Raw genomic sequence first — 12,946 nt, 5'->3', positions numbered from 1 at the left:
GAAGGTGGCGCTCACCGGACACCTCCTGCCACGGACTGCTCCAGCGGTGATTCCTCGGTCGAGGCCAGGATGTCGGCCAGGTGCAGCACCCGTACGCCGGAACGCTGCCGCGAGAGCATCCCGCCGATGTGCATCAGGCACGAGTTGTCACCGGCCACCACGACCTCCGCCCCGGTCTCCCGGACATGGCGCACCTTGTCGGCGCCCATCGCGACGGAGGTGTCGGAGTTCTTGAGGGCGAAGGTGCCGCCGAAGCCACAGCACTCCTCCGCGTGCGGCAGGTCCACCAGCCGCAGGCCGCGCACCGCCTCCAGCAACCGGCGGGGCCGATCGCCCACCCCGAGCATCCGTAGCGAGTGGCAGGTCGGGTGGTAGGTGACCCGGTGCGGGAAGTAGGCCCCCACATCGGTCACCCCCAGCACGTCGACCAGGAACTCGCTGAGCTCATAGGTGCGCGGCGCCGTGTGCGCCACCGCCCGCTCCAGCGCGGGATCACCCGCACGCCGGGCGACGAGCCCGTGCTGGTGCCGCGCGGAGCCCGCGCACGACCCGGACGGCGTCACGATCGCGTCATAGGAGGCGAACGCGTCGACGAAGGACCGCACCGCCGGCACCGCCTCGTCCAGGTAGCCGGTGTTGACCATCGGCTGACCACAACACGTCTGCGCCTCCGGGAAGTCGACCTCCACCCCCAACCGGCGCAGCAGACGCACCGTCGCAGCCCCCGTCCCCGGGAACATGGTGTCGTTGATACAGGTCACCATCAGCGCGACTCTCATCGGGCCACTTCCTTCCTTCGCACACGGTACGACGCCCGTGCGGCTGCCGATCGACCACCCAGCACCGGTCAGTGACCGACCTGCGCGTCGACGTAGGGCACCAGCCGGACCGGACCGAGCAGACCCTGCTCGGCCCGGGCCGCCGCCCCGTAGACGTCGGGAGTGACGGTGCGGAGCCGGTTGATCAGTGGGCTGGTCACCTCGACCTCGATCTGGTTGCGGCCGCGCACCAGGTGGGCGCCGAGGTCGACGGTGGTGTCGAGCCGGTCGCAGGGCGGCAGGTCGCGGCCGTTGACGCGCACCCGGAAGGTGTCGCTGACCGCACCCAGTTCCAACCGGGCGCCGTCGCCCTTGCCCCAGTCACGGCCGAGGTCGACGGTGGTGCGGTAGCGCCCGACCCCCGCGACGTCCTCGATCCCCGGGACCTCCGACCACGGGACCAGCGCGTCGAGGTGCTTCCAGCGCACCGGCCTGACCGTCTCGGTGGCGCTCTCGCCGCGCGGTTGCCAGTCCTCGAGCTCGAGGTCCCACGAGGCGAGGTCGATCGGCTCCCGTACCCGGTCGACGGTGGTGCGTACGGTGCGGCCGCCGGGCAGGGTGGTCGTGACCACGCCGGCCGTGTCCGCGCGGACCAGCAGGCGGCCGCCCTCACTGCGGACCGCCTCGCCGGTGGTCGCGGTCGCCCAGACACGGTTGCCCGGGCGCGGTGCGGCCAGTGCGATGACGGTGGACTGGCCGGGGTGCAGGTCGACCGAGACCCGGATCCGGTCACCGGAGCGCTCGTAGAGCGCGAGCGGCTCGATCTCCCCCGTCCAGGCGTTCAGCCGGTACGGCACCGCCCGGGCGCTGGTGGCCGTCAGCCACACGTCCTGGGTGACCCGGGAGAGCCGTCGGTTCTCGGCATGCTTGGCGTTGGCCAGGTAGTACAGATCCGTGTCGCCCTCGACCCGGCGCACGTGCTGGACGGTGGAGTCCTCGTGCTCGACGTCGCGGACGATGCCGAGGTCGGCGAGGGCGTCGCCGACCTTCTCCTTGTCCAGCGACTGGCGGGTGGTGCTCAGCGCCGCCACCTGTCCGATCACGCTGCGGAGTTCGTCGACGTCGTCGTTCTCGGCGAGTCCGACCGGCACCACGGTGGACCAGTCGCCCACGAGCACGATCGGCAGGCCGGCACGCCCGTAGGCGAGCACCTTGCGCGCGGTGTCCAGGGCGATGGCGCGCTCCTGGCCGCGGAAGAAGTCGTTCTCGAGCACGAGCACCTTGTACGCCGGCCCTTCGGGGGCCAGGACGCCACGCCGGACGACGGCACGGGGCTGCTCCAGTGCGGGCGCGGTCAGGAAGCCGTGCGACCAGCCGTACTTGGTGCCGTTGTTGGTGATCCACGCCGGCCCGATCCCGGTGGAGGCCCACCCCTTGGCGCGCAGGAAGCCCACGTCGTACTTCGGCGTGCCAGTCTGGAGGACGAGCTGGGTGCGGGCCAGGTAGGCGGCGATGTCCGGCATGTGCCGCCACTGCGGGGTGCGCGGCCCCCATGCCTCGCCGTACCCGATCGCGCCGTTGTAGTAGGGCGAGAAGGCGGCGAAGCCGGGCCAGGTCACCTCGGGGGCCTCGGCGTAGGCGAAGCCGTGCAGCACCGCCTGGTTCACGCCGGCGACGAAGATGCTGTTGAGCGTCTGCAGCGCCCGGTCCCAGGTGGTCTGGTAGGCGGCGCCGAAGTAGCAGGCCGCCTCGCAGGAGAGCAGGGTGTGCCCCGCCATGTCCCGCCCGCCGGCCAGGATGCGGTAGTCGTCGAGGTTCTTGAAGCCCAGCGACTCGGTCTCGGGCACATCCACGATCCCCGCGTGCTCGAGGGTGTCGGTCTCCAAGCCGTAGGGCTGGATGCGGATGCCCATCCCGAGGGTCTTCGCGAAGCGCTGAAGCGGTACCAGGTGGTGGTCGCGGTAGAGGTCGGAGAGGACCTGGTTGTAGTCGTCGCGGACGTGGCCTGGGTCCACGTCGGTGAAGGAGTAGGGATACTTCTCGTCCCGTTCGACGACCGCCGGAAGGTAGGGCCGCAGGTCGTAGCCGATCCGCTGCTCGAACTCGGCCAGCATCCGCGGTGTCCAGATGGTCGCGTCGGTCTCGATCTCGAGGGAGTCCTCGAACAGGTAGCCGCCGGCCCTCCGCAGGAGGCTGCGCATCTCGCCGTCGAGCACCTGGTCGTTCCACAGGTCGATGACGGCCTGCACCCCGGCCATGCTGAAGTGGTCCACGACGTAGGAGCGCGGGTCGGTGTGCGGACCCGCCTCGGGCTCCTGGGCCGAGCCGCGACGCCAGTACGACAGCAGCACCCAGGCCCCCTGGTCGGGCGCGGTCCAACTGATCGCCCCGTCGGCGACCTGGTCGGTCAGGTCGAGGAAGGACGCCTGGATCAGCTTCGTCTCCCGGGTGGTCACCTCCGCGACCCGGAAGGCGTGGACGGCCTCCAGGGTCCGCACGGTGCTGGCCTCCTCGGCCCCGACGAGCGGCTCGGGTACGGCGCCCTGGTAGGTCTCGCCAGCGGCCACGTCGACGCTCCCGTGGGCCAGTTCGGTGCAGGCGGCCTCGTCGTCGGGGGTGATGGTGGAGACCGCGGCCGGCCACGACGGGCCGACGGTGATGTCGATGCGTACCTCGCGGCGGTGCCCCTGCCGCAGGGCGGCCTTGACCCCGTCCCGCCACGCCTTCGTGCCCCAGCCGTGGGTGCCGAGGTCGATCTCGATGTCGCGCGCCCGCAGGCTGTGGGTGACGTCGGCGATCTCCAGCACTCCGAAGCCCGCGGCGGCGATCTGGTCGACCTCGCGGGCCACCTCGACCGGGTCGACGGCGCCGTGCGGCCACCACCAGCGGAAGCCGGCGGCGGTGGCGGTGCCGGGCGAGCGGAAGCCGCGGACCAGGGCGTCGGGGAGGAGGCCGTGGCCCGGTCCCTGGCCTCGGGCGGGCATGGCCGCGGCCGGGTCGTGCGGCAGCAGGGCGAAGCCGGCAGCGACGGCGGCTCCGCCGAACAGGGTGCGGCGCCGGACGGGCAGTGCGGGCGTGGTGGGGGTGGCGGGGGTCGTCATGCGGGTCTCCGGGGGTGCGGCGGGACTCTGGCGTGTTCGGGTTCGAGGGTTTGAAACGTTGCAAACGTAGTGGCGATGTGAGCGTCACCACAACAAGGGTCCGAGCGGGAGGTCGCGACCTGCCTCCGCTCAGGGCGGGCCAGGCATCGATCCGGTGGAGCTGCCGCCTGGGTGAGGCATCCTCAGATCATCCGGCGCCGGACGGCCAGGACGACCGTCTCGATCGTGGAGGACGCTCCGAGAGCTCGGGCGGCCGAACGCATCCGCCGCCGGACGGTCCGGTCCGAGACTCCGAGCTCCCGGGCCACCCGGTCCACGGTGTTGCCCTCCGCGAGCAGGGCGAGGACGGCCAGCTCCTCCTCGGCGAGGGCCCCCTGCCGCCTGGCCTCGCCGGGCTCCATCGCTCACCTCGTCCGCGGCTGGAATCCGACCGGCGGGTCGGTCCGCGCCACCAGCGCGCGAAGCTCGCTCAGCTCGGGGCCGACCGCACCGGCGGCCCGGGCCTGCACCAAGACATTGCCCAGCGCCGTGGCCTCGACCGGTCCCGCGAGCACCGGCACGCCGGCACGGTCGGCGATCAGCTGGCACAGCAGGTGGTTGCGGGCTCCCCCGCCCACCACGTGCAGCACTCCGACCGAGCGTCCGGACAGCTCGGCGGCGGTGCCCAGCGCGTCGGCGTACGCCACCGCGAGGGACTCCAGCAGACACCGCACCAGCGCGGCCTTGCCCTCCGGCGGCGCCACCCCGTGCTCGGCGCACCAGGCAGCGATCCGGACCGACATGTCCCCCGGCGGCGAGAACCGCGGGTCCTGTACGTCGATGACCGGCACGGGGGTGTCGACCGCGGCCGCGGCGGCGAGCAGCCCGGGCAGCTCGTCCTCGGGCGATCCGATCTCACCGGCCCGGTGCCAGCTGCGCAGGGTCTCGCTGAGCACCCAGGTGCCCATCACGTTGCTGAGGAACCGGACCTTGCCGTCCACTCCGCCCTCGTTGGTGAAGTTGGCCGCCCGGGCCGCCTCGGTGAGCACCGGCGCGTCCAGTTCCAAGCCGACCAGCCCCCAGGTCCCGAGGGACAGGTACGCCGCGTCGTCGGTCTGGATGGGCACTCCCACCACGGCCGAAGCGGTGTCGTGCGAGCCGACGGCCACCACCGGCGCGGACGTGCCGACCTGCTCCCGCACGTGCGGCAACAGCTCCCCGATCCGGGTGCCGGGATCGACCAGCTCCGGGAACAGCCCGTCCGGGAGCCCCAGCCGGGCCGCCAGGTCGGTGTCCCACCGGCCGGTGGTCACGTCGAGCAGGCCCGTCGTGGAGGCGTTCGTGCGCTCGGCCACCTGCCGGCCGGTGAGCCAGTAGGTGAGCAGATCCGGCACCAGGAGGAGGCGCTCGGCGTGCGCGGCCCACGGATCGGCGGCCAGCTGGTAGAGGGTGTTGAACGGCAGGTACTGCAGCCCGTTGCGCGGATAGAGCTCCGCGTGCGAGAGCCGCGCATGCACCGACTCCGGTCCCACCCGGTTGCGCTGTTCGTCGCGGTAGTGAAAGGGCAGCCCGAGCAGCCGCCCCTGCACCATCAGGCCGTAGTCGACCGCCCAGGTGTCGATCCCGATGGCGGAGAGCGGCCCGGCCGCCGCCGCCTCGCGCAGTCCCGCGAGCGCAGCGGCGTACAGCCCCGGCAGGTTCCAGTGCAGGCCGTCGGGCAGCCGCAGCGGGTCGTTGGGGAACCGGGCGGCCGCCCGGAGCCGCAGCGTGTCCGGGCCGACCTCACCGATCATCACCCGACCGCTGGAGGCGCCGAGGTCGACGGCGGCGACGCGCACGGTCATGCGCCCCTCCCCCGGCCGCGGGCCTCGCCGAGCCCGGCCGACCTCGCCGGGGCCGACCTCACCAGGACCGGGCGCCGCGTGGCCCGGTCATGCTGCGGACGGTTCATCGCAGGAAGGCAGCGGCCACGCCGGCGTCGACGGGCACGTGCAGACCGGTGGTGTGGGTCAGGTCGGGGCCGCAGAGGACGAAGACCGCGTTGGCGATGTTCTCCGGCAGCACCTCCCGCTTGAGCAGGGTGCGCTGGGCGTAGAACTTGCCCAGGTCCTTCTCCTCGACCCCGTAGACCTCGGCCCGCTTGGCGCCCCAGCCGCCGGCGAAGATGCCGGAGCCCTGGACGACGCCGTCGGGGTTGATGCCGTTGACCTTGATGCCGTGCTCGCCGAGCTCGGCGGCCAGCAGCCGCACCTGGTGGGCCTGGTCCGCCTTGGCGGCGCCGTAGGCGACGTTGTTGGGGCCGGCGAACAGGGAGTTCTTGCTGGAGATGTAGACCAGGTCGCCGCCCATGCCCTGCTCGATGAGCACCTTCGCGGTCGCCTTGGCGACCAGGAAGGACCCCTTGGCCATCACGTCGTGCTGGAGGTCCCAGTCGCGCTCGGTGGTCTCGAGCAGCGACTTGGACAGCGACAGCCCGGCGTTGTTGACCACCAGGTCCAGGCCGCCGAAGGCCAGCACGGCGGCGTCCACCATCGCCTGGACGGCGGCCTCGTCGGAGACGTCCGCGGCCACGCCGACGGCCACGTCGGGGCCGCCGATCTCGGCCGCTGCCGCGACCGCCTTCGCACCGTCCAGGTCGGCGATGACGACGCAGGCACCCTCGGCGGCGAGTCGCTGCGCGGTGGCCTTGCCGATCCCGGATGCTGCGCCGGTCACCAGCGCGATCCGGGTGGCGAGCGGCTTGGGCTTCGGCATCCGCTGGAGCTTGGCCTCCTCGAGCGCCCAGTACTCGATCCGGAACTTCTCCGACTCATCGATCGGGGAGTACGTCGAGAGCCCCTCGGCGCCGCGCATCACGTTGATCGCGTTGACGTAGAACTCGCCCGCCACGCGCGCGGTCTGCTTGTCCTTCCCGAAGCTGAACATGCCCACCCCGGGGACCAGCACGATCAGCGGGTCCTTGCCGCGGATCGCGGGGCTCTCGGCGGTCGCGTGCCGGTCGTAGTAGGCCTGGTAGTCCTCGCGGTAGGAGACCGCCAGCTCCTGGAGCCGGGCGACCGACTCCTCGACCGAGGCACCGGCCGGAAGGTCGAGGACCAGCGGCTTCACCTTGGTGCGCAGGAAGTGGTCTGGGCAGGAGGTGCCCAGGGCGGCCAGGCGCGGGTGCTCGGAGGAGCTGAGGAAGTCCAGCACCACATCGGCGTCGGTGAAGTGGCCGACCATCGGCCGGTCCGCCGAGGCGATCCCGCGGATCGTGGGGGCCAGTGCGGCCGCCTTGGCCCGACGCTCCTCCTCCGGGAGGGCGGCGTACCCGTCGAGGGCGGGGCCGAACGGCTCCGGGCGGCTGTGCTCGTCGATGTAGGCGGCGGCGGTGTCGATGATCCACAGCGAGTTCTGCTGTGCCTCCGCGCTGGTGTCGCCCCACGCCGTGATGCCGTGCCCGCCGAGGACGCAGCCGATCGCCTGCGGGTTCTTCTCCTTGATCGCGGCGATGTCGAGGCCGAGCTGGAAGCCGGGACGCCGCCACGGCACCCAGACGACCTTGTCCCCGAATACCGTGCGGGTCAGCTCCTCGCCGTCCGCCGCGGTGGCGATCGCGATGCCGGAGTCCGGGTGCAGGTGGTCGACGTGGGCGGCCTCCACCAGGCCGTGCATGGCGGTGTCGATGGAGGGCGCGGCTCCACCCTTGCCGTGCAGGCAGTAGTCGAAGGCCGCGACCATCTCGTCCTCCCGCTCGACACCGGGGTAGACGTCGACCAGGGCGCGCATCCGGTCCAGGCGCAGCACGGCCAGGCCCTGCTCGGTGAGAGTGCCGAGGTCGCCGCCGGATCCCTTGACCCAGAGCAGCTCGACGTCCTGCCCGGTGACCGGGTCGGTCTCGACGCCCTTGGCAGAGGTGTTGCCCCCGGCGTAGTTGGTGTTCTTCGGGTCCGCTCCGAGGGTGTTGGAGCGGGCGATCAGATCGGCGACTGCCGGGTTCGTCATGACGAGATCCTTGTGGGAGGGGTCGGGAGGGAGTCGGGGGCTACGGGGTCCGGGCGGCGAGGCTCGCGGGGGCGGCGCAAGCGCCTCAGGTCCAGGAGAGCTGGGCGCCGCCGACGCGGTCGGCCTCGATCTGCGCCTGGTAGCCGGACTCGGCGTAGGCGCGCATCGGGTCGGCGGGGAGTCCGCGGCCCTCACGCCACTCGGCCAGGTCGGCACGGACGTCGGTGTAGAAGGCGTCCATGAAGATGTCGTTGGCGCCGAGCACGTCACCGGCCTCCTGGGCCGCGGTGAGCGCCTCGCGGTCGAGCATCAGCGCCCGGGCGGTCATCTCCTGGACGTTGAGCACCGACCGGATCTGGCCGGGGATCTTCTGCTCGACGTTGTGGCACTGGTCGAGCATGAACGCGACCTCGCTCTCGCCGGTCGGGTTGGCCGGGCCGTAGCCGCCGCCGCGGATGACCTCGACCAGGATCCGGAAGAGCTGGAACGGGTCGGCCGAGCCGACGATCAGGTCGTCGTCGGCGTAGAACCGCGAGTTGAAGTCGAAGGAGCCGAGCTTCCCGAGCCGCAGCAGCTGCGCCACGATGAACTCGATGTTGGTGCCCGGGGCGTGGTGGCCGGTGTCGAGGCAGACCACCGCCCGCTCCCCCAGGGCCGCGACCTGGGCGTAGGAGGTGCCCCAGTCCGGGACGTCGGTGTGGTAGAACGCCGGCTCGAAGAACTTGTACTCGAGCACCAGCCGCTGGTCCTCGCCGAGCCGGTCGTAGATGGTGCGCAGGCTCTCCGCGAGCCGGTCCTGCCGGCCGCGCATGTCGGCCTGGCCGGGGTAGTTGCTGCCTTCGGCGAGCCAGATCTTCAGGTCGGCGGACCCGGTCGCGTCCATCACCTCGATGCACTCGAAGTGGTGGTCGATCGCCTTCTGCCGCACCTTGGGGTCGGTGTGGGTGAGCGCGCCGAACTTGTAGTCGTCGTCCTGGAAGGTGTTGGAGTTGATGGTGCCGATCCCGACACCCTGCTCCTCGGCGTACGCGCGCAGAGCGCCGAAGTCGTCGACCAGGTCCCACGGGATGTGCAGGGCGACCTTCGGGGCCAGGCCGGTGAAGCGGTGGACCGTCGCGGCGTCCGCGATCTTCTCCTCCACGGTGCGCGGGGTCCCCGGCGTACCGAACACCTTGAAGCGGGTGCCCGAGTTCCCGTAGGCCCAGGAGGGGACCTCGATCGCCTGCCCCTCGAGCATCGGGGCGATCTGCGCGAATGTCGTCATGGTGTCTCTGCCTTCGTGGAGCGGCGGCCGCGGTCAGCGCGGATCACGGTCGGTGGAAGTGGGAGCGGGGTCCGACGCCTTCGGCGGGTGGTCGGAGAGCGCGGTGAGCTGGTCCTCGAGGTGGAACACCTCGGGGATGAGGACGAACCCCTGATCGGGCGGCGTGCCGTCGAGATCGACGAAGAACTCGCCCATCTCGGCCTGCCAGCGGGCGTTGACCGCGGAGCGGTCCATCGCGGCCTGGGCCGCGTCGAGGTCGTCGGCCTCGACGTACCCGATCAGGAGTCCGTCCTCGCGTAGGAACAGGGAGTAATTGCGCCAACCGGAGCTGTGCAGCGCGCGCAGCATCTCCGGCCATACGGCGGCGTGCCGGGCGGCGTACTCCTCACGTCGCTCCGGGCGGACCTGGAGCTGGAAGCAGTAACGCATCGGTCTTCTCCCCTATCGGCGCGGACGCCTGTTCCTACTGTGGTGACGAACGGTCTTCAGCCGGATCAGAAGCTGAAGTCGTCGATGTTCTCGGCGTTGAAGACGAACGGCTCGCCCAGCAGGACCTCACCGTCGGCGCCGACGGTGTACTCGCCCAGGTCGCCGGCCTCGAAGGTGTCGCCCTCCTCGCCGGTGATCTCCTCGCTGGCCAGCGCGTTCGCGACGTAGGCCGAGAGGTAGCCGAGGTCGGTCGGGTTCCACAGCGCGAACTCGGTGACCGTGCCGTCCTTGATGTAGGCGCGCATCTGGTCGGGGGTGCCCAGACCGGTCAGCGCGACCTTGCCCTTGTACTCCGAGCTGGAGAGGTAGCGGGCAGCGGCGGCGATGCCGACGGTGGTCGGCGAGACGATGCCGGCCAGGTCGGGGTTGCGGGAGAGCAGCGCCGAGGTCTGGTCGAAGGACTTCTGGTCGTCGTCGTCGCCGTAGACGGTGTCGACCAGCTCGATGTTCGGGTGGTTGGCGGCGAGGTCCTCCTCCATCAGCTTGATCCAGGCGTTCTGGTTGGTCGCGTTGGCGGCCGCGCTGAGGATGGCGATCTTGCCCTTGTCACCGATCTGCTCGGCGATCAGGTCGACCTGGGCCTTCGCGATGCCGGCGGCGTCGGCCTGGTTGACGAAGATGTCGCGGCACTCGGTGTCGGTGTCGGAGTCGAAGGTGACGACCTTGACGCCGGCGTCGCGGGCCTCGTTGAGGGCGTCGCAGATGGCGGTCGGGTCGTTGGCCGAGACGATCAGGGAGTCGACACCCTGCTGGGCGGCGGTGTTGATGAACGACACCTGCGAGTCCGGCGTCGCGGTCTCGGGGCCGACCTCCTCCAGCTCGCCGCCGAACTCGCCGGCGGCGGTCTCGGCGCCGGTGGTGCTGGCGTCGAAGTAGGGGTTGCCGAGGTTCTTGGGCAGCATCGTGATGGAGGCGCTGTCTCCGGAGCCGCCGCTGTCGCTACCGCTGCCGCTGTCGTCGCCGCAGGCGGCCAGGCCGAGTCCGGCGATGAGCGTCACCGAGGCCAGGGAGGCGATCCTCCGGGTGTGGAGCTTCATCGTGAGTTCCTTTCGTTGGGCTGTTCGGACCGCTGGCCGCTTCTCGGCCGGTCCGGCCGCGGGTCTCGGGCCCGCGACCACATCACTCAGCTGGAGGCCGAGCTGGTGCCGGTGTTGCCTGGGCTGGTGCCCGGGTCGGGTGGATTGCTCGGCGGCACCGAGGGTGTGCTGCCCCGGCGTAGACCGGAGACCCAGCCGAGCAGGCTGCTGGAGATCACCGAGAGCACCAGCAGCACTCCGATGACGATGTTGATGACGTTGCTGGAGATCGACTCCAGTCGCAGGGCGCTGGAGAGTACGCCGATCAGGAGGACACCGGCGATCACCCCGTGCAGGGCGCCCCGGCCACCGAAGATCGAGACGCCGCCGAGCAGCACCGCCGCGATCACCTGCAGCTCGAGGAACTCCGCGTTGTCACCGCGGGCGCTGCCGTAGCGCAGCGCGAAGTAGATGCCGGCCAGCGCGGAGACGACACCGGTGAGCATGAACAGGGTCAGCTTGGTGCGGGCGACGTCGACCCCGGAGAAGGCGGCGGCCTGGTCGTTGAGGCCGATCTCGAATACCCCGCGACCGAAGGGGGTGAAGTGCAGCAGCAGCACGAAGACGACGATCAGCACCAGGACCACGGCCAGCACCAGCGGGAAGCCCGACCAGAACGACGGCCCCTCGACGAAACGCTCCTTGACCAGGTCGGTCCAGCGGTCGGGGAAGTCGGTGATCGCCTCGGTGCCGAGGAGCCCGACCGCGATGCCGCGGAAGAGCGCGAGGCTACCGATCGTGACCGCCAGGGACGGGAGTCCGACGTACCCGACCAGGAAGCCGTTGAAGGCACCGCACACCAACCCGGCGACCAGCGCCAGCACCGCGGCGAGGGGGATGGAGAGTCCGAGCTGGGCGTGGAAGATGCCGACCAACACGCTGGACAGGCCCATCACGCTGGCGACCGACAGATCGATCTCGCCGGTGATGATGACCAGGGTCATCGGCAGCGCGATCAGCAGGATCGGCGTGATGTCGAGGAAGAGGTAGTACAGCGTCAGCGGGCTGTCGAAGTTCTCCACACCGCCGCGGGCGATCAGGTAGACCAGCCCGAGCAGGACGATCATCGCGAACTCGCGGGTCATCACCACCCGCCACCACAGCGGCCGGGAGTACGCCGCGTAGGTGCGGGCGTCGACGGCGCTCTCGATCGTGCTGGTCATGATGCGTTCCTTGCTTCGTCACGGGCCTGCTTGAGTTGTCGCTCCCTGCGCAGTGAGAGCACCCGGTCGAGGGCCACGGCGGCGATGATCAGGGCACCGACCACGGCGCGCTGCCAGAAGTCGGAGATCCCGAGGAGCGGCAGCACCCGGTCGATGGTGACCAGCAGGAAGGCTCCGATGCCGGCGCCCCAGACGGTGCCGGTGCCGCCGAAGATCGCTACGCCGCCGATCACGGCCGCGGCGACCGACTCGAGTTCGAGGTTGCGCCCCGCACCGGAGCTGACCGTGCCGTACCGGGCGGCGTAGAAGACGCCCGCCAGGCCGGCCAGAGCGCCACAGAGGATGAAGGCGCCGAGCACCCGGCGGGTGACCGGGAGCCCGTAGAGCCGGGCCGCGGCCGGGTCGGAGCCGATCGCGTAGAACTCCCGGCCCGAGCGCATCGAGCGCAGGTAGAAGCCGACCACGGCCAGCACCACCAGGGCGATGATGGTGAGCACCGGGATGGTGAGGACCTGCTTGGTGCCCAGCGAGAGGAACCGGCCCGGCAGGTCGCCGGCGTTGATCCGGTCGCTGCCGGCCCATTCCAGGAAGACGCCGCGGTAGATGTACATCGTGCCGAGGGTGACCACCAGGGCCGGCACCCGCCCGAAGGCGACCAGGGCGCCGTTGATCAGCCCCAGCACCGCGCCGATGAGGGCGCCGATGACGAAGACCACGACCACGGGGATGCCGGGGAACTCCACGAAGATCTTGCCGACGGCGTACGCCGTCAGACCGACCGTGGACCCGACCGAGAGGTCGACGTTGCGGGTGATGATGACCGCGGTCTGACCGACCGCCAGGAGCAGCAGGATCGAGGGGGTGACCAGCAGGTCGCGCCAGCCGTCGCTGCCCACCAGGAAGCGCGGGTTGGCGATGGTGGCCACCACCAGGAGCAGCACCAGCACGGCGAAGACCGCGATCTCCCGCGAGCGCAGCGCCTGACCCAGCAGGCGCGCGGCCCGGGACTTGTCGGCGGCCTCCGCGGAGGGGCGGACGAGAGTGTCGCTCATGCGTCGTCCCCGTTCGATGCGGCCCGGAGCGAGCATTCGGATGCGGTGTTCACGCTGGGTCCCCGTTCGAAGCGGAGCGA

10 protein-coding genes are annotated in these 12,946 nt (G+C 71.1%); all 10 read right to left on the bottom strand.

All coding sequences use genetic code 11. From position 1 onward, the window contains the following. Positions 1 to 11 precede the first annotated feature (11 nt). Positions 12 to 779 carry a (Fe-S)-binding protein gene (locus G515_RS20945; protein WP_036555425.1) on the bottom strand — a complete coding sequence of 256 codons (768 nt, stop codon included), beginning with the start codon at positions 777 to 779 and terminating at the stop codon, positions 12 to 14. A gap of 68 nt (positions 780 to 847) precedes the next feature. Then, positions 848 to 3,859, bottom strand: a complete 3,012-nt coding sequence (locus G515_RS0111270; RefSeq protein ID WP_051218279.1) for a glycosyl hydrolase — start codon at positions 3,857 to 3,859, stop codon at positions 848 to 850. A 182-nt stretch (positions 3,860 to 4,041) separates the two neighbouring features. Next, positions 4,042 to 4,260: a LuxR C-terminal-related transcriptional regulator gene (locus G515_RS20940; RefSeq protein ID WP_036555423.1), complete on the bottom strand. Its 219-nt coding sequence runs from the start codon at positions 4,258 to 4,260 to the stop codon at positions 4,042 to 4,044. Between the two features lie 3 nt (positions 4,261 to 4,263). After that, entirely contained in the window at positions 4,264 to 5,682 is a 1,419-nt protein-coding gene (locus G515_RS0111260) for a rhamnulokinase (RefSeq protein ID WP_028660216.1), read from the bottom strand. 103 nt (positions 5,683 to 5,785) lie between these two features. Next, complete coding sequence (locus G515_RS0111255) at positions 5,786 to 7,822, bottom strand: bifunctional rhamnulose-1-phosphate aldolase/short-chain dehydrogenase (RefSeq protein ID WP_028660215.1); 2,037 nt, start codon at positions 7,820 to 7,822, stop codon at positions 5,786 to 5,788. Between the two features lie 85 nt (positions 7,823 to 7,907). Further along, the gene (gene rhaI, locus G515_RS0111250) at positions 7,908 to 9,086 is read right to left on the bottom strand and encodes an L-rhamnose isomerase (protein WP_028660214.1); all 1,179 of its coding nucleotides are present in this window, start codon (positions 9,084 to 9,086) and stop codon (positions 7,908 to 7,910) included. Between the two features lie 33 nt (positions 9,087 to 9,119). Beyond that, complete coding sequence (locus G515_RS0111245) at positions 9,120 to 9,515, bottom strand: L-rhamnose mutarotase (protein WP_028660213.1); 396 nt, start codon at positions 9,513 to 9,515, stop codon at positions 9,120 to 9,122. A 65-nt stretch (positions 9,516 to 9,580) separates the two neighbouring features. Then, positions 9,581 to 10,612 (bottom strand): rhamnose ABC transporter substrate-binding protein, encoded by a 1,032-nt coding sequence (gene rhaS / locus G515_RS0111240; protein WP_028660212.1) that lies wholly within the window; start codon positions 10,610 to 10,612, stop codon positions 9,581 to 9,583. 86 nt (positions 10,613 to 10,698) lie between these two features. Further along, positions 10,699 to 11,814, bottom strand: a complete 1,116-nt coding sequence (locus G515_RS20935; RefSeq protein WP_084653462.1) for an ABC transporter permease — start codon at positions 11,812 to 11,814, stop codon at positions 10,699 to 10,701. Beyond that, positions 11,811 to 12,866 (bottom strand): ABC transporter permease, encoded by a 1,056-nt coding sequence (locus G515_RS0111230; RefSeq protein ID WP_028660211.1) that lies wholly within the window; start codon positions 12,864 to 12,866, stop codon positions 11,811 to 11,813. The genes G515_RS20935 and G515_RS0111230 overlap by 4 nt, the downstream gene beginning before the upstream one ends. Positions 12,867 to 12,946 lie beyond the last annotated feature (80 nt).

The sequence above is a fragment of the Nocardioides insulae DSM 17944 genome (assembly GCF_000422825.1).
In the GTDB taxonomy this organism is placed as follows: domain Bacteria; phylum Actinomycetota; class Actinomycetes; order Propionibacteriales; family Nocardioidaceae; genus Nocardioides; species Nocardioides insulae.
The sequence above is the reverse complement of the archived record's forward strand: the minus strand, read 5'-3'. Positions and strand labels throughout refer to the sequence as shown.